The organism is Marinobacter sediminum, from assembly GCF_016820575.1.
In the GTDB taxonomy this organism is placed as follows: Bacteria; Pseudomonadota; Gammaproteobacteria; order Pseudomonadales; family Oleiphilaceae; genus Marinobacter; species Marinobacter sediminum.
This window is the reverse complement of sequence record NZ_JAEMQH010000002.1, coordinates 107,276-128,276: the sequence shown is the minus strand read 5'-3', so window position 1 is coordinate 128,276 and position 21,001 is coordinate 107,276. Positions and strand designations below refer to the sequence as shown.

At 59.1% G+C, this 21,001-nt stretch carries 20 protein-coding genes; 11 read left to right on the top strand and 9 right to left on the bottom strand.

Translation table 11 applies throughout. The features are described from left to right. Positions 1 to 63: 63 nt before the first annotated feature. A complete protein-coding gene (locus FGO67_RS07445; protein WP_203300120.1) occupies positions 64 to 957 on the top strand; it encodes an alpha/beta hydrolase in 894 nt (297 codons plus the stop codon). On the opposite strand, the gene FGO67_RS07440 is transcribed toward FGO67_RS07445, so the two are convergent. Together FGO67_RS07440 and FGO67_RS07435 are read right to left on the bottom strand one after the other, a co-directional pair. Beyond that, positions 935 to 1,213, bottom strand: coding sequence for a GIY-YIG nuclease family protein (locus tag FGO67_RS07440; RefSeq protein WP_203300119.1), 279 nt, complete (start codon positions 1,211 to 1,213; stop codon positions 935 to 937). The genes FGO67_RS07445 and FGO67_RS07440 overlap by 23 nt on opposite strands. Next, positions 1,203 to 2,111 (bottom strand): DMT family transporter, encoded by a 909-nt coding sequence (locus tag FGO67_RS07435; RefSeq protein ID WP_203300118.1) that lies wholly within the window; start codon positions 2,109 to 2,111, stop codon positions 1,203 to 1,205. The genes FGO67_RS07440 and FGO67_RS07435 overlap by 11 nt, the downstream gene beginning before the upstream one ends. 95 nt (positions 2,112 to 2,206) lie before the next feature. On the opposite strand from FGO67_RS07435, the gene dctP reads away from it, so the two are divergent. Continuing rightward, on the top strand, positions 2,207 to 3,304 hold the full coding sequence (gene dctP, locus FGO67_RS07430) for a TRAP transporter substrate-binding protein DctP (protein WP_203300117.1): 1,098 nt from the start codon (positions 2,207 to 2,209) through the stop codon (positions 3,302 to 3,304). Between the two features lie 2 nt (positions 3,305 to 3,306). Here dctP and FGO67_RS07425 read toward each other — a convergent pair whose 3' ends face one another. Beyond that, the gene (locus FGO67_RS07425) at positions 3,307 to 4,149 is read right to left on the bottom strand and encodes a 23S rRNA (adenine(2030)-N(6))-methyltransferase RlmJ (protein WP_203300116.1); all 843 of its coding nucleotides are present in this window, start codon (positions 4,147 to 4,149) and stop codon (positions 3,307 to 3,309) included. Between the two features lie 179 nt (positions 4,150 to 4,328). Here FGO67_RS07425 and FGO67_RS07420 point away from each other — a divergent pair, with 179 nt between their 5' ends. Together FGO67_RS07420 and FGO67_RS07415 are read left to right on the top strand one after the other, a co-directional pair. Beyond that, positions 4,329 to 5,642 (top strand): MFS transporter, encoded by a 1,314-nt coding sequence (locus tag FGO67_RS07420; protein WP_203300115.1) that lies wholly within the window; start codon positions 4,329 to 4,331, stop codon positions 5,640 to 5,642. A gap of 169 nt (positions 5,643 to 5,811) precedes the next feature. Then, positions 5,812 to 6,105 carry a hypothetical protein gene (locus FGO67_RS07415; RefSeq protein ID WP_203300114.1) on the top strand — a complete coding sequence of 98 codons (294 nt, stop codon included), beginning with the start codon at positions 5,812 to 5,814 and terminating at the stop codon, positions 6,103 to 6,105. A 174-nt stretch (positions 6,106 to 6,279) separates the two neighbouring features. On the opposite strand, the gene FGO67_RS07410 is transcribed toward FGO67_RS07415, so the two are convergent. From FGO67_RS07410 to FGO67_RS07390, 5 genes are all read right to left on the bottom strand, one after another. Beyond that, positions 6,280 to 6,642 carry a DUF4870 family protein gene (locus FGO67_RS07410; protein ID WP_203300113.1) on the bottom strand — a complete coding sequence of 121 codons (363 nt, stop codon included), beginning with the start codon at positions 6,640 to 6,642 and terminating at the stop codon, positions 6,280 to 6,282. Between the two features lie 151 nt (positions 6,643 to 6,793). Beyond that, the gene (locus FGO67_RS07405; RefSeq protein ID WP_203300112.1) at positions 6,794 to 8,803 is read right to left on the bottom strand and encodes a PhoX family protein; all 2,010 of its coding nucleotides are present in this window, start codon (positions 8,801 to 8,803) and stop codon (positions 6,794 to 6,796) included. Between the two features lie 200 nt (positions 8,804 to 9,003). Continuing rightward, positions 9,004 to 9,288, bottom strand: a complete 285-nt coding sequence (locus tag FGO67_RS07400; RefSeq protein WP_203300111.1) for a hypothetical protein — start codon at positions 9,286 to 9,288, stop codon at positions 9,004 to 9,006. Positions 9,289 to 9,380: 92 nt separating this feature from the next. Continuing rightward, positions 9,381 to 9,635 (bottom strand): hypothetical protein, encoded by a 255-nt coding sequence (locus FGO67_RS07395; protein ID WP_203300110.1) that lies wholly within the window; start codon positions 9,633 to 9,635, stop codon positions 9,381 to 9,383. Positions 9,636 to 9,802: 167 nt separating this feature from the next. Further along, complete coding sequence (locus tag FGO67_RS07390; RefSeq protein ID WP_203300109.1) at positions 9,803 to 11,605, bottom strand: acyl-CoA dehydrogenase; 1,803 nt, start codon at positions 11,603 to 11,605, stop codon at positions 9,803 to 9,805. 233 nt (positions 11,606 to 11,838) lie between these two features. On the opposite strand from FGO67_RS07390, the gene FGO67_RS07385 reads away from it, so the two are divergent. Beyond that, positions 11,839 to 12,819 (top strand): GlxA family transcriptional regulator, encoded by a 981-nt coding sequence (locus FGO67_RS07385; protein WP_203300108.1) that lies wholly within the window; start codon positions 11,839 to 11,841, stop codon positions 12,817 to 12,819. Between the two features lie 106 nt (positions 12,820 to 12,925). Further along, the gene (locus FGO67_RS07380) at positions 12,926 to 13,090 is read left to right on the top strand and encodes a hypothetical protein (protein WP_203300107.1); all 165 of its coding nucleotides are present in this window, start codon (positions 12,926 to 12,928) and stop codon (positions 13,088 to 13,090) included. A 64-nt stretch (positions 13,091 to 13,154) separates the two neighbouring features. On the opposite strand, the gene FGO67_RS07375 is transcribed toward FGO67_RS07380, so the two are convergent. Further along, a complete protein-coding gene (locus FGO67_RS07375) occupies positions 13,155 to 15,209 on the bottom strand; it encodes an NADPH-dependent 2,4-dienoyl-CoA reductase (RefSeq protein ID WP_203300106.1) in 2,055 nt (684 codons plus the stop codon). A 352-nt stretch (positions 15,210 to 15,561) separates the two neighbouring features. Between FGO67_RS07375 and FGO67_RS07370 the strand changes: the two genes are divergently transcribed. Genes FGO67_RS07370 through FGO67_RS07350 form a run of 5 tightly spaced genes read left to right on the top strand, consistent with a single transcriptional unit; the run spans position 15,562 to position 20,999 of the window. Next, on the top strand, positions 15,562 to 18,363 hold the full coding sequence (locus FGO67_RS07370) for a monovalent cation/H+ antiporter subunit A (RefSeq protein ID WP_203300105.1): 2,802 nt from the start codon (positions 15,562 to 15,564) through the stop codon (positions 18,361 to 18,363). Next, positions 18,363 to 18,731, top strand: coding sequence for a Na+/H+ antiporter subunit C (locus FGO67_RS07365; RefSeq protein WP_203300104.1), 369 nt, complete (start codon positions 18,363 to 18,365; stop codon positions 18,729 to 18,731). Before FGO67_RS07370 ends, FGO67_RS07365 begins: the two co-directional genes overlap by 1 nt. Next, positions 18,728 to 20,245: a monovalent cation/H+ antiporter subunit D gene (locus FGO67_RS07360; protein ID WP_203300103.1), complete on the top strand. Its 1,518-nt coding sequence runs from the start codon at positions 18,728 to 18,730 to the stop codon at positions 20,243 to 20,245. The genes FGO67_RS07365 and FGO67_RS07360 overlap by 4 nt, the downstream gene beginning before the upstream one ends. Then, on the top strand, positions 20,245 to 20,733 hold the full coding sequence (locus FGO67_RS07355) for a Na+/H+ antiporter subunit E (RefSeq protein ID WP_203300102.1): 489 nt from the start codon (positions 20,245 to 20,247) through the stop codon (positions 20,731 to 20,733). Before FGO67_RS07360 ends, FGO67_RS07355 begins: the two co-directional genes overlap by 1 nt. After that, a complete protein-coding gene (locus tag FGO67_RS07350) occupies positions 20,730 to 20,999 on the top strand; it encodes a K+/H+ antiporter subunit F (RefSeq protein ID WP_203300101.1) in 270 nt (89 codons plus the stop codon). The genes FGO67_RS07355 and FGO67_RS07350 overlap by 4 nt, the downstream gene beginning before the upstream one ends. Positions 21,000 to 21,001: the final 2 nt, after the last annotated feature.

Sequence of the window (21,001 nt, the reverse complement as noted above, 5' to 3'; positions counted from 1 at the left end):
GTCATGATTGATTAATAACCTGTTTGATCTGCAATCCTAACGCATAGCGGGGGTAGAACACAGATGCTGCAACACCTTCTTGAGGCGGGCCTGCGCCAGACCATGCGACGATTGGTACGCCCGGTGCTTCACCCGGCGGTGCCAGTGCAGCTTCAACGCACCCTCACCCGCCAGGCTTATCGCAGCTCCGTGCCGCCCCGAGGGTGCCGCTTTGAGCAGGATTCCATCGGCGGCCTGCCCGTCACCCGGACCCTGTTTGGTGACACCAGCCGGGGCGTCTTACTGTATCTGCACGGTGGTGGTTTTATTATTGGTTCCGCGGCCACCCACCGTGGCCTTACCGGTCACCTGGCCAAGGCCAGCGGCTGCACGGTAATCACTCCCGACTACCGGTTAGCGCCGGAACATCCCTTCCCGGCCGCTCTGGACGACGTCGAGGCGGTGTACTCGGCCCTGCTGGAACAGGGTGTCGCCCCGGCGCAAATTGCCATCGCCGGGGATTCCGCAGGCGGCGGGCTAACCGTTGCACTGGCCATGCGACTCAGAGATCGGCAGCTGCCATTGCCGTCATCACTAACCGTTTTCTCGCCCTGGGTCGACCTGACCCAGCAACACCTTTATGCCCCGGAAATCGAACCCGTACTGCAGCCCCGCTGGACCGGAAAAGCGGCACGACTGTATAGCGGGAGCGAGCCGCTGACCAACCCGCTGATCTCACCGGTTTACGGTGACCTGTCAGGCCTGCCACCGCTCCTGATCCAGGCCGGTAGCGAAGAAATGCTGCTCAACGATGCCGAGCGACTGGCCGCAGCCGCGCAGCGGGATGATGTGTCCACAACGCTCGAGATCTTCAACAGCCTCTGGCACGTGTTTCAGATTCACAGCGGCCAACTGGACCGGGCGACCGACGCGGTGGCCGGCGCTGGGGCACACATCAAACGTCATCTGGCAGCGTGAGCCGCCCACTGACCAGCGCCTCTTTGCGCGCCCGCGTCCACTGCTTGATGCGCCATTCCAGGCGGGATGCCCGGCTGCGATCACCAGCCGATGCGTGAAATACCAAGGTGAGCGGCCCCTTGCCCCGAAGACTACGCGCGCCTTTCGGTGCGCCCGCCTGGTGTTCGGAAAACCGGCGTTCCACGTCGGTGGTGATGCCGGTATACAGTGCGCCCCCGGACGTCCGGACCATGTAGACAAACCACTCAGGAGCCATGGGCCAGTGCCTGCTCCCGAACCCGAACTTTTTTCTGCTGCAGCCAAAGACCCGCGACGATCAGCACCAGCCCAATGTAAGTAGAGGGCAGGATCTGTTCACCCAGAATGAAGTAGATAAAGACCAGCGACAAGAACGGGGAGATAAAAATCAGGTTGCTGACCCGAGACGTGTTTTCGGCCTTCTTCATGGCGTACGACCAGAGCACGAACGCGATCCCCATTTCGAAGACCCCGACATACACGGCCGCAGCAAAAGCCCCGGGGCCCGGCAGGTTAAAGCCCTCGGTCAGCCCGCAAATCAATGCAATTACCGGCAACCCGAACAGGAAATTGAGGAACAGGCCGACCACCGGATCCCGGGCGTCCCGGGTTGCCAGTATCCAATAAGACGCCCAGATCACGGTGCTGCCAATGGCCAGCGACACCCCCAGCGGATCCGAGAACGTGAGTGACGTTACCGCACCCCGGGTGGCAATCACCACCACGCCGGCGTAGCACACCAGTCCGGCAAGGATGTCGGTCTTTCTTAACCGCTGTCCCAGGAAAGGCACGGACAGGTACGCCAGCACCAGGGCCCAGGTGTAATTCAGCGGCTGCGCCTCCTGGGCAGGCAGACGATCAAAGGCACCGAACAGCACGAAGTAATACAGACAGGGATTGATCAGCCCCATACCAAACGACTGGGCGTATTGCCGGCGACTGAGTGAAAAAACCTGATGCCAGCGGCCTTGAATCATCAGAATGATCGCGATCACCAGCACCGACGAGGTACACGCGATCAACAGCATTTCGACCGGCGCCAACTCCCGCAGCGCCAGTTTGAAGGCGGTGGCAACGGTGGACCAAAGCAGGACAGTCGCGAGCCCGTATAGCATCGCCTGCTTCTGGTTTGTCATACTCTTACTCCGACGGCAGTGGACAGGAAGGCTCCAGTCCAAATGTGTTACTTTAGCGGCAGTTAAACATTCACCCCGGCTCTGGAGAACGGGATATGCGCATCACGGGCCACTGGCTTCCCTTCCTGGCAATCCTGCTGCTGTCCATGGCCGGCTGTTCTGAGAGTGAATCCACGTCATTGGGTAAGGCGACGCCGGAAACCACGCCCCCAGAATACCCCGTCACCTGGCGCTTCGCCCTGGAAGAAATTGAGGGCAGTGTACAACACGCCTACGCCCAGGCACTAAAAGAGAGTATTGAAGAACGCTCGGATGGCAGAATCCTGCTGGACATCTTTCCCTACGGCTCCCTGGGCACCTCGGCACAGCTGACCGAACTGGCCAAGAACGGCTCGGTGCAACTGGCATTTGCCTCCCCCGGGCACCTGGCTGACCAGATTCCGGAAGTGGGTGTCTTCACCCTGCATTACCTGCTGTCCGACGACGGCAACGTGAATCGCCAGCTGCTGGCCAGCCCTGAGCTGCTGGCCATGTTCGAAACACCCTACGCCAGCCGGAACCTGAAACTGCTGGCGTTCGTGCCAGAGGGCTGGATGACCTGGACCGCAAACAAGCCGCTGCGGTCGCCGGCGGACTTCCAGGATCTGCGCATCCGAACCATGACCTCCGACATGGCGGCCGCCAGCTACCGCGCCTATGGCGCGCAACCCGAACAAACGCCCTTCTCCCAGGTCTATACCGATCTTCAGCTGCGTAAAATCGACGCCCAGGCCAACCCGGTTTTCGCGATTGAAGAGATGGAGTTCTACGAAGTTCAGAGCACCCTGACCATTGCCCGCCCTACTCAGTTCATCGCCTCACTGGTCACCAACCGGGACTGGTATCAGGCATTGCCAGAGAAGCAGCAGCAGTGGCTAGACAGTTCTCTGAAGGAAGTCGCCGAAATAGCCTGGCGCTCTCAAGAAGAGCTAAATCAGGCACGGCTGAAAACGATGCTGGAAGGCGAGCAGCTCAAGGTGGTTGAGCTTACCGAAGAGGAACGTGCGGTCTTTGCCGAAGCCAGCCAACCCGTCCGTCAGGACTATATCAATGCAACGGGCGAGCGGGGCACCGAGATTCTGAAACGTATCCAGCAGCTTGTGGAGACTCTGGAGAATCAGGCGCCAGAGTCAGCGAGCGAAACCGGAGGCTGACTCTACTCCGGCACCAGCCAGTCCAGGTGGTGGCTGACACCGAGACCTTCCGGGCCCTCCTTAATCTTTTCGATCATCGCCGACAGGCGATCATCAAAGCCCCATGGCGGGTTGACCACCAGCATGCCTGAGCCGGTCATGCCGCGCTCCGGCGGCTGTTCAAGATGAACCTCACTTCGCAGCACTTTCCGGACCGAACCCTGCCGCACTGCTTCGAGCAGTTCCTGCTGGAGCCCACTAGTCAGGATGGGGTACCAGATAAGGTAAACGCCGTGACGGCATTTCTGCCAGGCCTTTTGCAACGTTGCCGCGACATCGGCGTAATCGGATTTGATCTCGTAGGATGGATCGATCAGCACCAGCAGCCGTGGCTGCCGTGGAGGAAGTAGATTGAGCATGCCTGACAGGCCATCGGCTTTTACCACCCGAATCTTCGGAGACGATGCCCAATCAGACAGTAGCTCACCTTCGGTTGGGTGCAGCTCAAAGGTAACCAGTGAATCATCGTCCCGCAAAAAATGACGAAACCAGGCCGGCGATCCCGGGTAACGTCTGAGCTGGGCTGTCTTTCCGTTCAGGCCAGCCAGAACACTAAGCACTGGTTGCCAGTCCGATGAACTGAGGCGTTCGCGTGCCGCCCAGAGCTTTTGTATACCGCTATCCGCTTCACCGGTTTTTCGGGCCCGCTCGCTACCAAGATCATAAACAGCACTGCCAGCGTGGGTATCGATGAAGGCAATCCCGGACTTCTTGGACTGCATCATCGTGGCGGCCAGTGCCAAAGCTGAGTGTTTTTGAACATCGGCAAAATTGCCAGCGTGAAAAGCATGAAGATAACTGAGCATAGATCGGTTCCCTGTTTCAGGCGCCCATTAAGCACCAAGCAAAAACGTCAGGCAAGCAAGTAGCCCTGCGGTGAGCCTGGCTGCTTTTGGTCTGTGCACGCCACCGCAACGTACATCGAGGTTCAGGGGTATTTGAAGTACTGGTATCCTTACCACTCAATTGCCCCGAGGACATCGGTTTGCCCAAGCAGAACTCTGACACTCTTGACCAACTCTATAGCCTGATTGCCAATGAGGAAGACGCACGGGTTTGCAAAGACATCCCCGCCGAAGCTTGCCGGGAAGTGCCCCGCAACTTCTTTCTGATTCTGGCGAGCAACGTACTGACCAAGCTCGGTGACCTGCTGACCAGCCCGAAAACCGTGCTCGCCTGGTTAATGAGTGCGGTCGGCGCACCGGCCCTGGTGGCGTGGCTGGTTCCGATTCGAGAGTCCGGCTCCATGGTTCCGCAGATGGTGATTGGGGCCTGGGTGCGGCAAAAGGCGGTCCGTAAGTGGTTCTGGACTATGGGTAGTTTTGGCCAGGCCATTAGTGTGGTGGGCATGGCGGCCAGCGTCTGGTTCCTGGAGGGCTATGCCGCCGGCGGTGGCATTGTGGCCTGCCTGATTGCCTTCTCACTTGCCCGCGGTTTCTGTTCGGTCTCCATGAAAGATGTCCAGGGGAAGTGCATCCCGAAAACCCGTCGGGGCCGCCTGTCCGGGTTGGCAACTACTCTCGGTGGCACGGCGACGGTGATCATGACGGCCCTGCTGTTCTGGGATCGGGGCGACCCCAGCCTGACCTTCTACAGTGCTCTGCTCCTTCTCGCTGCCGGTCTGTGGGTTATCGCCGGGTTCCTGTTTGCTGGCGTGGACGAGTATGCAGGCGAGACCGGCGGTGGAGGTAACGCCCTCAAAGATGCAGTGCAAAGCTTGTCCCTGCTGCGCGACGACGCGCCATTCCGGCATTTTGTGATTACCCGGGCCCTGTTGCTGTGTTCAGCCCTGGCTTCCCCCTATTTCGTCGTGCTGGCCCAGAAAGAATCCGATATTGGCTGGATGCTGGGTGTTTTCCTGCTGGCAAGCAGCCTGGCCAGTTCGGTGAGTGCCAGCTTCTGGGGCTGGATGGCTGACACCTCCAGCCGCCGGGTGATGATCCGGGGCGCGGCCATGGCCAGCGGCGTGTGCCTGGTGGTTGGCATCAGCACCCTCATTTTCGGCACCGACTTTGCCGGTGTCTGGTTCTACCCCATAGCCTTTTTCTGCCTGAGCATTGCCCACGCCGGTGTCCGGCTGGGCCGGAAAACCTACCTGGTGGACATGGCCGGAGGTAACAAGCGCACCGACTACACTTCGGTCAGCAATTCCGTCATAGGGGTGCTGTTGCTAGTGACCGGTGGCCTGACTGCCGTCGTATCCCTTGTCTCAGAGGTCGCGGTGATCCTGGTGCTTGGTCTGATGGGGTTTGCAGGCATGGTCAGTGCCTTGAAATTAAAGGAGGTGACGAGCGATTGACCTTTATTTTTGCGACAGATGTCACATTTATCAATGTTTTTGGAACCAAAGTGCGTCATCTTGCGTGATGTAATACATCCGCTGCCACGGAGCTGGGTAACGGGCTAAAAGAAAAAGGACCGGTTGTTCCACTGCGTAGCCAAAAACGTCGCTACAGAGAGGCAGAGAAATGCGAACAGGCACATCAATTCCCAGCGCACATCGTGGCCGTTTACTGCATACCGTATATGGCTGGTACGCCCTTACCCGCGAGCAGGCAGACCTCGGCCCCTTCGACACAGCCGAAAGAGCTTCCCGCGCGCTCACCAGCCACATTAACATCTACAGAGGCCTGAACAACCGCAACCCAGATGATCAGGCGCGCATGCACCTTCACGATTCCGAGCACTGTTCACGAACCAACTGCGCTCTGTGTGTCGAGGCCAAAGTGGCCCAGCACTCAATGATGCTGGTTGCGGTATGACCCCCGAACGCGCGCCGGAGTCTATGCACCAGCCTAGCCTGGTGCCCCCGCACCGCAGGGCCCGGGTCGCGTTCGCGTTTGTGATTTTCTCGCTCGGTCTGTGTTTGCTGAGTTACGTCAGTACCCTCTAATCAATCCGCTCAGCTAACTGACCCCTTACGACAGCACTGTCCGCTAAAGGGTCTCGCCTTCATTCAGGGCCAGGGCGCCCTTCACGATGCGGTAGATGATCCAGATTGAGATACCCAGCAAAATAAACCAGCCAATGACCAGCGGCATGGTCACGATTCCAACGACGGTCCACAACAGCCCGATCCAGAAAGTCCGGATCTGCCACCGGAAGTGCGATTCGATCCAGGTATTGCGGACATCATCCAGCTTGACGTAATTGATGATCACGCCGACCAACCCGGTGATGCCTCCAACAAAAAATGACAACGCCTGAAGTATGTAAACCACCACGGCCAGATTACGGGCCGGGTCGGAACGGCGGGCTATGGGGTCGGGATTTGCAGGAACGTGCTCTGGTGCGGCCAAGACATCACCTCCTTAAATGAACTCCATTGGCAGTCTATCATTTCATTCATGCATACCTGACCAAAACGAAAAACCGCAAAGCGGACTACCCCATTGGGAGCACCAGCCCGCTTTGCGGCAGCTTGAAAAACTTACCCGCCTAGATTTGAACTTACGCCCCGATCACGCCTCCATCGTTGCGAGTCACGATCACCGTGGCATCTCGGGGATGATCGCCCTCGGTGCCAAAGGGCCAGTTGGCATCCGGATGCTGGATGTTCACAAACATGGTTTTTACATCGGGCGTGGTTACCACACCAGTGACTTCGCAACCCACCGGCCCCACGAAGAAGCGCTTGATTTCGCGAGTCACTGGGTTAGCGGCGAGCATCATGTTGTTCTGATAGGGCTCGGCGTCGGAACCATCGGTCTGGATCCACAGGCGGCCGTTGTAGTCGAACCACAGGCCATCCGGGCTGTTGAAGATGTTATCGTCGTCCAAGGTGACAACCGCCTCACCGTCGACAACCGTTTCGGTACCCTGCTCGCCGCCAAAGACAAAGATGTCCCAGTCGAAGCTGACCGCAGCATGGTCGCTGCTCTCTTCAGTCCACCGAATAATATGGCCAGTGCGGTTGTCCGCCTGGGGGTTGGCGGCATCGGTCTGCGCTTCAGTCCGGTTGGAATTGTTTGTCAGGGTGAAGTAGACCTCGCCGGTGTTCGGATCCACAGCGCCCCATTCCGGGCGGTCCATCGGCGTGGCACCGGCGATGTCGGCGGCTAGGCGGGTGTTCAGGAGCACGTCGGCCTGATCGTCAAAGCCGGTGAAATTGATGTCGCCCACCATGGTACCTTCGGCTGCTGCGACCTTGGCGGCGAAGTCCGCATCCTCAAGAGACAGGGCCAGCCATTCACCGCTGCCGTCGTCATTAAACTTGGCAACGTAGAGGGTGCCCTCGTCCAGCAGATAGCCGCCAGCGGTTGCTGCCGAGTATGGCTGGGACGAGACAAATTTGTAGATGTATTCGAAGCGGGAATCGTCACCGGAGTAGCACACCACCGGCTTACCCTCGGTTACCGATGCGAAGATCACGCCCTCGTGGCCGAAACGGCCCAGAGCGGTACGCTTCTGGGGCTTGGCTTCCGGTGTGAATGGGTCAATTTCGACCATGTAGCCGTAGGTGTTGGCTTCATTGCGGTAGTCAGTGTCTGGATCTCCAAGACCCGGCGTCACGTCAAAACGCACGTATTCGTCGGCACCACTATCCGCCAGTTCCCAATCGTACCGGCTGGAATTGCCCACGCCGTGGCGCGTCTGTTCACGGGGTTGATCGGGATTGCTATTGGCAAAGTAGCCGTGCCAGTTTTCCTCGGCGGCCAGGTAGGTACCCCAGGGCGTCGGCCCCATGGAACAGTTGTTCAGCGTGCCCCGGGTTTCGGTGCCGTTCGGACTGAACTTGGTGACCAGCTTTGAGTTGCCACGTACCGGGCCGCGAATGTCCATTTCAGTATTGCCGGTAATCCGGCGATTGAACGGGCTACCAAACACCACGTCCCAGGCGCCTTCGCTGTCCTGTTTGATGTGCACCACCGACACACCATGGGCGGCGATTTCCTTGCGCACTTCGTCGGCAGGACGCTCACCGAGGACATAGGTCGCGCCAGTCGGATGCAGGGCAGCCTGATTGATGTACTCGTGGTTCATCACCAGCAGACCTTCGGTGGAGCTATTGCCGCCGGCCTTCTGGTCGATCGGGAAAAAATGAAGCCCATCGTGGTGCATGCCCACCTGTTGTTCCTGCTCGGCGCCGGTGTTGGAGGCATCGGCTCGGAACTCAGGGTAAGACCCGGTAATCGGGGTGCCCCAGGGTAGGAAGGCCTTCGCAGAATAGCCCTCGGGAACAACCACCTGATTGGCATTGGACACAGGGACGGCCTTGAAGCCCAGGTCAGTCTGCACACCAGCTACTGAACCCGTGTCGTTATCGTCGTCATCACTGTCACAACCAACCAGAGTCATGCCCATGATACTGGCGAGCGCCGCGCCCACCGTGCCTTTCATGACTGCACGACGCTTTAGCCGGGCAGCCAGCACCTCTTGAAACGGGTTATTGCCGCTCTGGTTAACGACCGGTTCGTAATTCGGATCCAGGTAGTTCGGATCAAGATCGTGTTTGGCCATGATTCCCTCTCTTATCAGAACAGACATTCGTTATTGAGGGGCCAGTTTCGACAAGAAATGTGACAATGGTGAAACAGGAACAAGTCAAAACCGTTACTGTTTTTTGACAAGGGCCTGTGCACGCTGGTTCTTGCACAACACTTTTTTCAAGGCACAAAAAAACCGGCACAGGAAACCTGTGCCGGTTTTGTACTACCCCATTACTGGGTAGCTTCATCATAGCCTTCTTCCATGGCTTCACCTGCTTCTTCAGCAGCCTCTTCCACTTCTTCGGCTGTATCTTCTGCAGCGTCCTTGGTCTGCTCCCAGGCTGTCTGGCCAGTCGCATCCTCGTAGGCGTTCTCAGCCGCATCGCCGGCGTCGTCCATCATCTCTTCGGCGTTATCGGCAGCCTGGTCGAAATCGGCGCCTTCGTCCTCGGAGCTGCAAGCGGCAAGACCCAGTGTCATGACCATTGCCAGTGCGCTCAGTGTGAACTTGTTCATAACCATGTCCCTCTGTTGGTCCGTGATAAATCAACATCAGGTTACGATTACACACTGTCACATACAATTGCTCGGGGATTACCGTTTGGTTACTAACGACTTACGGCAAGGGTTCGGCCATCGAGGGTTATGATGTGGTCAAGACTGACCATACTTCCCCGCCCCAGCAGAATGTACTCATGGCCGGCCCGGCTGAACAGGTCCCTGATAACATCGTGAACCATGCGAATCTGGCCCGCACTGTCTCGGTAGACCACTTCCGCCAGCCGTCCAGAGGTGAGGTACTCCACCAGCATTCCCCGCACGCTCCAGTGCACGGCGGCCGAGGACGCATTGGGTGTTGTCATGGCTATTCCATCCTTGTGGTTGAGTGGTTCTTTTTATTGGTACTCAACATGCCGAGCAACATCCGCAGCGGCGGACCCATAAAGTCTGGCTCACAGTGATGGATTTCGCCACTTACCGGCCGCCAGGATCACGGCCGGTTTTTTTTAGCGGCATCGGGTCTATTGCCTCAGAACCACTCCGCTTTCATCGCCAGACATGTGTCATCCTGGTTCTTGAGCAGTACCAGGTCCTGGGCAACGGTGGGCAGTTCCCAATGGAAGAAATACTGGGCCGCCTGAATCTTGCCCTGGTAGAAATTCCGCTCATCGTCAGAGCTCACCGTCGCCAGTGCCTTTTCCGCGGCGTTGGCCTGGCGCAGCCACATCCAGGACACGATGATGTGACCAAACAGGTGCAAGTAGCACGAGGCGTTTGCCAGTACACGGTCGGGATTCTCGCTCATCAGTGATTTACCCAGGCTCTGGGTGACCTTCACCGCCTGCTGCAGGGTTTCGCTCAGGGACAGCGCCCACTGCTGACAGCGATCTGATGTAGCGGCCTCCAGATCCAGCTGCATTTGCTGCATAAGCAGCTGCAGACCGTGGCTCTGGTCCTGCCAGATCTTGCGACCGAGCAAGTCCAGGGCCTGAATGCCGTTGGTGCCTTCGTGTATAGGGTTCAACCGGTTGTCACGCCAGCATTGCTCGACCGGATACTCCCGGGTATAGCCGGCACCACCATAGACCTGGATCGCCAGATCATTGGCTTTTGGGCCGTACTCAGAGGGCCAGGCTTTAATCACTGGGGTCAGCAGGTCCAGCAGTTTGGCCGCTTCCTGTCGCTTCTGCTCATCCGGGTGCGTGTGCTGGTCGTCCATGAGCCGCGCGCCATACAGGCACAGCGCCAGGCCACCTTCACTGTAGGCCTTCTGGGCCAGCAGCATGCGACGCACATCGGCGTGCTCGATGATCGGCACCTGCGGTGTTTCCGGGTTCTTTTCCGACGGCTTGCGGCCTTGCAGCCGATCCTTGGCATACTCCAGGCTGTGCATATAGCCGCGATAACCGATCACAGCCGCGCCGAAGCCAACGCCCACGCGGGCCTCGTTCATCATCTGGAACATATACTTCAAGCCCTGGTGCGGCTCGCCCACCAGATAGCCGTGGCACGGAGCGTCATCACCGAAGCTCAATGCGGTAGACGTGGTGCCACGGTAGCCCAGCTTGTGGATCAACCCAGCGAGGTTCACGCCGTTGCGCTCAGTGGCGTTACCGTCCTCGTCCACCAGGAACTTGGGCACGATGAACAGCGAGATACCTTTTACCCCGGCCGGTGCGCCCTTAATCTTGGCCAGCACCATGTGCACGATGTTCTCGGTCAGCGACTGTTCGCCGCCGGAGATATAGATCTTCGCGCCTTTGATCAGGTAGTCGCCGTCCTCCGTCGGTGTCGCCGAGGTGCGGATGTCCGCCAGCGAGGAGCCTGCGTGCGGCTCGGTCAATGCCATGGTGCCTGTAAAGCGACCTGACAGCATGTGCGGCAGGAAAGTTTGCTGCTGTTGTTCGTTACCAAACACCCGAATGAGGTTAGCCGCAGCGGTGGTCAGGAACGGATAACCAGCCGTGCCTGGGTTAGCTGCGGTGAAGAAGCCGTTGCAGGCCGCCATTACTGATTCCGGCAGCTGCATGCCGCCCAGATCGTAGTCGTAGCGCCCGGCAATGAATCCGGCCTCGGCATAGGCGTCGAAAGCCTCTTTGACGGCCGGGAGCATTTCCACGGCACCATCCACAAATTTTGGCTCATCTTTGTCGGCGGCGCTGTTGTGGGTGGCAAACTTGTCCCGGGCGATGCGGTCGGCGGTTTCAACCACGGCATCGAAGGTGTCACGGCTGTGCTCACTGAAGCGCTCGCGTTCGGTCAGGGTCTCGGTGTCGAGGACTTCGTAGAGCTGAAACGCCAGGTCGCGGCGATCGATCAGGGTGTCGGTCATTGTGCTTCTCCTTTTAATGGCACACAGAGTGTCACAGCGACAAGGGTTAGAAAACCGGCATTTATGACATAATGTTGGCCAATATCGCCAATCGGTTAGACCGTCCGGATGCCGATGCGGGTATTGTTCCCGGGACGCGCTGTAAATACGTCCCTGTACACTTGAGTGCAGCATCCCTGCTGCACACAGTCCCGGATACAATACCCGCACCAGCACCCTACCTTGGAGGCATAATGCACAGTGTTTCGGTGATTGGTTTTGACGGCGCCCTTGCCAGCGCCATTACGGGGATTATTGACCTGTTCCGCCTGGCCGGTGTGACCTGGGCCAGAATTCATGGCGAACCGCCCGAACCGCTGTTTCGGACCCGTCTTCTCACAGAGAGCGGCGATCCTTGCCGCTGCATTAATGGCATCACTCTGCTCGCCGATGGCAGCTGGAATGACCGTGAGCTGCCGCCAGCGGACATCCTTATCGTGCCCACCATCGGCGCACCCATCACCGATGTGCTGGCACACAACCGGCAGCTGGTGAGCTGGCTGTCCCGGCAGGACAGCTCGCCAAGGCTGTTGGCAAGCAATTGCACCGGGGCGTTTCTCCTGGCGGAGGCGGGGCTGCTGAATGGCCGCGAGGCGACCACCCACTGGGGCTTCAGCAATCAGTTCCGTCAGCGTTATCCAGAGGTAATCTGCCGGCCGGAAAAACTGGTGACGGTCGATGGCGACATTGCCTGTGCCGGCGGTGGCATGGCCTGGTGGGATTTGGGGGTGTACCTGGTGGAGCGTTACGCCGGACCGGATGCGTCCCGACAGCTGGCCAAGGCGTTCGTCATTGACGCCGGGCGGACCAGCCAGGCGCCCTACAGCGCCCTCCAGGCAAAACGCTATCACACCGACGCCACGGTCCTGCAGCTGCAGGACTGGCTGGACAGTCACTTCACCCAAACCATTGCGTTATCGGAACTCGCTCACCAGGCCGGGCTTAGCGAACGCTCCCTGTTACGGCGCTTCAAGGCGGCCACTGGCGACACTCCGAATACCTATTTGCAACTGCTGCGGGTGGAGCACGCCCGGCACCATCTGGAGACATCGCGACGGCCGATTGACGAAATAATTAACACCATCGGTTATGAGGATGTCAGCTCGTTCAGCCGTCTGTTCCGGAAACACACTGGCTTGGCGCCCGGCGCCTATCGTTCACGATTTGGCCGTTAGATCTGTAACACATGGCCCACGTTATGCATCTCTATCAGTAGACAGGCCGATTTTTGGCGCTAGTCGTAAAAGATTTTGACACAGGTGTCAAAATGGGGAGGTAGCCATGGGCACACCGATGAAACAGAGCCAGGCCGATATTCTCAGCCGACTCTATGACATGAAGCAGAAACAGCTGGCCCAGGCGCTGCAGCAAGGCCATAGCCTGCGCTGCCAGGTTCTGGAAGCGGAAGCAGAGGCCATCTTCAACGCACTGAAATCCGCCCGGTAAGCTAACTGACGCAACGCGTCACAATCAGCCAATTCGGGGCCGGATAGGCCCCGAATGGAAAGCTTCAGAGTTTCGCCGCAACCTCGGTTCCCTGGCGAATTGCCCGCTTCGCATCGAGCTCTTCAGCCACGTCCGCACCGCCAATCAAATGCGCCCTCGCGCCACTGTCAACGATCTGGTCATACAGCTCCCGGAAGGGTTCCTGTCCGGCACACAACACCACGTGGTCCACGTCCAGCACGCGGGTTTCCGCCGCCTTGCCATCCTTGTCGGTGATGGTGATGTGCAGGCCATCGTCGTCTATCCGGTCATAGCGACAGCCCCGCAGCATCTCCACATCGCGGTGCTTGAGGCTGTTGCGGTGCACCCAGCCTGAGGTTTTGCCCAGGCCGGCGCCAACTTTGCCGGTTTTGCGCTGCATCAGGTAGATCTTGCGCGGTGACGCCGTCGGCTGTCGCTCCGCCAGTCCGCCCGGACCTTCATAGTCCGGGTTCACGCCCCATTCCGCCTGCCAGGCCTGCACGCTGACTTGCTCACCCTCAGGGTGCTGCTCGAAGTCGTGGGTGAGAAATTCGCTAACATCGAAGCCGATACCGCCGGCACCGATCACCGCGACACTTTTGCCCACTGGCTTGTTGTGGCGCAATACATCGAGATAGCCCAACACCTTGGGATGGTCGATACCCTCGATGGCCGGCGTCCGCGGTTTTACGCCCGTGGCAATGATCACATCATCAAAGCCGTCGCTGGCCAGCCGGTTGCTGTCGACCCGGGTGTTCAGCTGCAGATCAACACCCAGCAACTCGATCTGGCGCTTGAAGTAGCGCAGGGTCTCGTAGAACTCCTCCTTGCCAGGGATCCGTTTGGCGTAATTGAACTGGCCGCCAATCTGGTCATCCGCTTCAAACAAGGTGACCTTGTGACCACGCTTGGCGGCCGTTGTGGCCGCCGCCAGACCGGCGGGACCGGCTCCGACCACCGCCACGCGCCGGGCAACGGGGGCTACGGTGAGTACCAGTTCGGTTTCATGACAGGCTCGGGGGTTAACCAGACAACTGGCTCGCTTGGCCTGAAAGGCGTGATCCAGGCAGGCCTGGTTGCAGGCGATGCAGGTGTTAATTTCGTCGGCGCGGTTTTGCTCGGCCTTGCGGACAAATTCGCTGTCGGCGAGCAACGGCCGGGCCATGGACACCATATCGGCCTTGCCAGCGGCGAGGATCTCCTCACCTTTCTCCGGGGTGTTGATCCGGTTGGTGGTACACAACGGGATCTCTACCTCGCCGTAAAACTTTGCGGTTACGTCGGCGAACCCACCTCTTGGCACCGAGGTCACGATGGTTGGCACCCGGGCTTCGTGCCAGCCGATACCGGTATTGATAATGGTGGCACCGGCTTGCTCGATGGCTTTGCCCAAGGTGACAATCTGATCCCAGGTCTGGCCACCTTCTACCAGGTCGAGCATCGACAACCGATAAATAATGATGAACTCAGGCCCCACTGCCTCGCGAATGCGGCGGACGATTTCCACCGGCAGGCGCATGCGATTCTCGTAGGACCCGCCCCACTTGTCGGTACGCTTGTTGGTGCGTTCACACAGGAACTGGTTGATGAAGTAGCCTTCCGAGCCCATCACCTCGACGCCGTCATAACCGGCAAACCGGGCTAGTTTGGCGGCGCTGACAAAATCGTCGATCTGCCGCTCGACACCCTTGCTGGACAGCGCCCGCGCCTTGAATGGGCTGATCGGCGACTTGGTAGCTGAGGCGGAAACGATTAATGGCTGATAACCGTAGCGCCCAGCATGCAGCAACTGCAGACAGATTTTCCCACCAGCCTCGTGCACGGCACCGGTAACATGACGGTGCAGCAGCGCTGTCGCCCGGTTGTTCATGGTCGAGGCCAGCGGCGCCAGCTGGCCGGCCAGATTGGGCGAGTAACCACCGGTCACCATGAGCCCTACCCCGCCTTCAGCGCGTTCCGCGAAATAGCGGGCGAATTTGTGGATATTCCAGAACCGGTCTTCCAGGCCGGTGTGCATGGACCCCATCAGCACCCGATTTTTCAGCTCGGTAAATCCAAGATCCAACGGTTTGAGTAGATTTGGGTAGGTGGCATTCATAATGTGGCCTCAGGAATTTTTGCACAGAGTATACACGTGATCCGGTACCGGGTGACTTGACCTGCGAGACCGACCACGTATCATCAGCGATCAAGTTTGACTAACGGAGCAACCATGACCGCAAGGTCCTTCGGCTGCATATATGCCCAGCGCCCACCTATTACCGCCGACATTGCGCGGCACCGGGGCCGTTTACCCTACTTTCCTGACCCGCCTGCGATTGCTCTTGATTAACTCCACCGCACCCTTGTCTGCGCCTGAATAGTCGTTATGCAGGGGAGCCGGTCGAAGACTAAACTCACGCGAACACCCGTCTCCATTCACGGAATAGATAAATCCTAACGAGGTTGCGATGTCGCTACCGCTGGTTGTTTTACTGCCGTTTCTGGGCGCCATAGCCGCGCCTTTATTTGCCCAAGGTGGGCGTACGGCAATTGCTGTCGCATCGTCGGTGCCAGCACTGATTGCTCTGGCCGCTCTGTTTCCTCACTGGGAAACTCTGGCTGACGGCGGCATGGTGCTGCATACCTATGAATGGCTGCCGGCCATTGGTCTCTCCCTGAGCTTCCGCCTGGACGGGCTGTCGCTGCTGTTTGCTCTGCTGATTCTGGTCATCGGGCTGCTGATCATTCTCTACGCCCGCTATTACCTGAAAGAAAAAGAGAACGTCGGCAAGTTCTACGCTCTCCTCCTGTGTTTCAAAGGCTCGATGCTCGGCATCGTTCTGTCCAGCAACCTGCTGCTGATGATGATTTTCTGGGAATTGACCAGCCTGACTTCGTTCCTGCTGATCAGCTTCTGGACCCACAAGCAGGACGCTCGACGCGGAGCCCGGATGGCACTGGCCGTAACCGGTGGTGGTGGCCTGGCGCTGCTGGCCGGCATCCTGATCCTCGGGAACATCGTCGGCAGTTTCGAGCTCGATGACGTTCTGGCCGCAGGTGCCGAAATCAAGGCCCATGCCATGTACCCGGTCGCCCTGACCCTGGTGCTGCTGGGCGCCTTTACCAAATCTGCCCAGTTCCCGTTCCATTTCTGGCTGCCTCATGCCATGCAGGCGCCCACGCCGGTCTCAGCGTACCTGCATTCCGCCACTATGGTGAAAGCCGGCATCTTCCTAATGGCACGCCTGTATCCGGCGCTGGCCGGAACCGAACAATGGTTCTACATGGTCAGTTTCACCGGCATGGCGACACTGCTGCTGGGCGCCTATGTGGCCATGTTCAAGCATGATTTGAAGGGCCTGCTGGCCTACTCCACCGTCAGTCACCTGGGGCTGATCACCCTGCTGTTCGGCATGGGCACCAAACTGGCGGCCGTGGCTGCAGTCTTCCACGTCATTAACCACGCCATCTTCAAGGCCTCACTGTTTATGGCGGCGGGTATCATCGACCATGAGACCGGCACCCGAGACATGCGCCGCATCAACGGCCTGTGGAGGTATATGCCGCATACCGCTACGCTTGCCATGGTGGCGGCCTCCTCCATGGCCGGGGTGCCGCTACTGAACGGCTTCCTGAGTAAAGAAATGTTCTTTGCCGAATCCCTGCAGCTAAACCTGCCGGGATACTGGGCCTGGTTGCCGCCGCTGGTGGCTACCCTAGCCGGGACCTTCGCCGTCGCGTACTCCGCCCGCTTCATCCACGACGTGTTCTTCAATGGCAAACCGGTGGATCTACCGGTATATCCGCCCCATGAGCCGCCCCGGTATATGAAGATCCCGGTAGAAATCCTGGTGTTCGCCTGCATCATGGTGGGCATTTTCCCGGCCATTTCCGTTGGCCCGCTGCTTTACGCTGCGGCCTCGGCCACTCTCGGTGGTAACGTGCCGGAGTACCACCTGACCATTGCCCACGGCTTCAACCTGCCGCTGCTGATGAGTTTCCTTGCCTTCTTCGGTGGCCTACTGATGTACAGCCAGCGACAGCGCTTTTTTGATTTCCATGCCCGCTTCAAAGAGGTGGATGAAAAAGCAGTATTTGAGGCTGCGGTGCTGCGAGTGGAGGGGTTTGCCAACCGCCTGACAGCGCGCATCGAAAATGGCTCGCTCCAGCGCTACGGACTGCTACTGGTACTCAGTGTAATAGCAGTGGCGGCAGCGCCACTGACCAACCTGGGTGTATTCATTGGCGAGAATGGTCTGAGCCCGGTGGATATTCCAACGGCCATCGGTGCGGGCGTGCTGATCCTCTGCGCGATCCTGACCGCGGTTTTTCATCGCGACCGCTTCACTGCCCTGGTGCTGCTGAGCGTCGTTGGCCTGGTGGTCGCACTGGCGTTCGCTCGCTTCTCCGCTCCGGACTTGGCCATGACCCAGCTCTCAGTGGAAGTAGTCACGATTGTCCTGCTGATGCTGGCCCTGTATTACATGCCCTCCTGGACACCGCTGGAAACAGCCACCCCACGGCGGGTTCGCGACGTTATCATCGCGCTGGTCGCCGGAACCGGGATGACACTGGTCACCCTGGCCATGCTCACCCAGCCATTCAGCTCCATTTCTGATTTCTTCCTGGACAACAGCAAGTCCGGGGGTGGTGGCACCAACGTGGTCAATGTCATCCTCGTGGATTTCCGAGGCTTCGATACCTTGGGTGAAATTACCGTCCTGGCCATTGCCGCTCTGGGCATCTACGCCATGCTCAAGAACACAGCGCTGACTCCGCCTCCCGGGGATGGCCAGGGTCACGGCTGGAGCCGCGATTCCCACCCGCTGATGCTGCGCCTGATTGCGAGCCCGATGCTGCCGCTGGCTCTGATGGTATCGGCCTATATCTTCCTGCGCGGCCACAATCTGCCCGGCGGCGGCTTCATCGCCGGCTTGATCACCTCCGTTGCGCTGATCCTCCAGTACGTCGCCAGTGGCATGATCTGGACCCAGGACCGGGTTCCGTTCAAATACCACAGTGTGATCGGCGTTGGCCTGCTGTTTGCGGTCATTGCCGGCGCGGGCAGCTTTGCTTTCAGCTATCCGTTCCTAACGTCCACCTTTGATTACATTACCTGGCCGGTGGTCGGCAAGTTTGAGGTGGCTTCGGCCCTGGTGTTCGATCTGGGTGTCTATCTGACCGTCATCGGCGCCACGATGCTCGCGCTGGTCAGCATTGGACGGCTATCACCGCACTCGGCCATCAAGAGTCCTAAGGAGGGCGCGTAATGGAGCTTGTCTTTGCACTGGTCATTGGCGCTTTGACCGCCTCCGGCGTATACCTGCTTTTGCGGGCACGCACGTTTCCGGTGGTGGTCGGACTGACCCTGATTTCCTATGGCGTCAATCTGTTCCTGTTTTCCAGCGGACGACTGGCCACCGGTGCCCAACCCGTCCTGGGTACCGCCGATGGCTACGCCGACCCCCTGCCCCAGGCCCTCGTTCTGACAGCGATTGTCATCGGTTTTGCGATGACGGCGTTTGTGGTGGTGTTGTCGTTGCGCAGTCTGGCTGACCACGACGACGATCATGTTGACGGTCATCAGGAGTCCGACGCCACCCATACCGCCCAGAAGCCGGAGGAGACCGGTAAATGAACCACTGGCTTACTGCACCAATCCTGATTCCCCTGCTGGGTGGCATCCTCCAGGTCTTCATGGGCTACGCCCCGATCAGCCTGCGCCGAACCCTGGCCATCGCCACCACCGTGCTCTTGCTGGCATCAACCATCATCCTGGTCGTGCTGGCCAGTGACGACAGCTACCGCCTGTACGCCTTTGGCAACTGGCAACCGCCCTTTGGCATTGTCCTGGTGCTGGATCGCCTGGCGGCACTGATGCTGGTGCTGACCGCTATCCTGGCTATTTTCTGTCACATCTTTGCCATTGGCGGCGCGGACGAGGGCAATCGCCAGTTCCATGGCCTTTTCCTGTTCCAGCTGATGGGCCTGAACATCGCCTTCCTCACCGGCGATCTGTTCAACCTGTTCGTGGCGTTCGAGGTTCTGCTGATTGCCTCCTACGGACTGCTGATGCACGGCGGTGGGCGCGCCCGCAGTATTCCCGGGTTGCATTACGTGGTTCTCAACCTGGCGGGCTCCGCGATCTTCCTGATCAGTGTCGGGATGATCTACAGCGTTACCGGCACCCTGAACATGGCCGACCTGGCGCTGAAAATTCCGGAATTGGCTGGCGAGAACATGAGCATCGTCAAAGCCGGCGGCATGATGCTTCTGGTGGTGTTTGCACTCAAGGCCGCACTGATCCCGCTGTGTTTCTGGCTGCCCAAGGCCTACGCCAGTGCCACCGCCCCGGTCGCTGCGCTGTTTGCGGTGATGACCAAAGTGGGCATCTACGCCATCTTGCGAGTGTACCTGCTGGTGTTCGGCGACGACGCCGGCGCCCTGGCCAACCTGGGCATGGACTGGCTGTTCCCGCTGGCGCTGGTCACCCTGACCATGGGGGTAATTGGTGCCTTGGGTGCAGACAACCTGAAAACCCTGGTCGCCTGGCAGGTCATCATTTCCGTGGGCACCCTGCTGGCGCCGATAGCCCTGGGCTCGGCTGCGGGCATTTCTGCGGCACTGTTCTACCTGCTCAGCAGCACCTGGACCGTTGGCGGCCTGTTCCTGGTGGCAGAAATGGTTGCCAATCAGCGCGGCAGCGCCAAGGACAAGATCGTCACCGCACCGCGTATGCGCAACCGCACCTTCCTGAGCGTATTGTTCCTGGTGGGCGCGGTAGCCGCCGCTGGCCTGCCGCCGCTGAGCGGTTTTTTTGCCAAGCTGCTGATCCTGCAGTCGGTGCTTTCGGGCTCAGAAATGGCCTGGCTATGGTCGGTAGTGCTGATCGGTAGTTTCTTCACGGTGATCGCTTACAGCCGCGCTGGCAGCATTGTCTTCTGGCGCACGGTAGACGGTCACATCGAAGAACCCCGACCATTGGGGGGCAATGTGTCCGTCGCTGCTGGTGCACTCGCTGGTCTCAGCGTTGTGCTCGTGGCTCTGGCCGGGCCAATCAGCGAGTTTACCGACGCCACGGCTGCCCAGCTGCTGAACCCCGGGGATTATCTCGAGATTCTGAAAACACCCATGGTTGAGGGGGACAACTGATGTTCGATCGCCTGAGTTTTCCCCAACCCTGGCTCAGCCTGATCCTGTTCGTGATCTGGCAATTCCTGAGCGATGGCGTCTCTGGTGGCAGTGTGGTTTTGGGCCTGATCCTGGCCTGGGGCATTCCCCAGATGACCCAGGCGTTCTGGCCGGAGCGCCCCACCTTTTTCAAGTCCTGGCGCATGCCGGCCTACCTGCTGCGAGTCCTCTTCGACATCGTTGTCGCCAGCTTTCAGGTCGCCAAGCTGATTCTCAGCCCGCGCAAGCCAAGACCAATGTTTGTCTCCTATCCTCTGGAGCTGGAGCAACCACTGGCGATCACCATTCTGGCAAGCACCATTTCACTGACCCCAGGCACCGTGAGTGTCGACGTCAGTGACGACAACAAGCTCCTGCTGGTGCACGCCCTGGATGCGGAGAATAGCGACGAGGTGATCGAGACTATCCGCACCCGTTACGAAAAACCGTTGCTGGAGATGTTCGAATGATCACCATCGCACTCTACCTGACCATTGGGATGGTAACGCTGGCCGCCCTGCTGAACGTGTATCGCCTGATTAAGGGCCCGGACGCCCCGGACCGGGTGCTGGCGCTGGATACGCTGTACATCAATGCCATTGCCCTGATCATCCTGTTAGGTATCACCCTCGGCACGCGCATGTACCTGGAGTCGGCGCTGCTGATCGCAGTGATGGGCTTTGTCGGCACCGTCGCCATGGCCAAGTACCTGAAGCGGGGCAGCGTCATTGAATAACC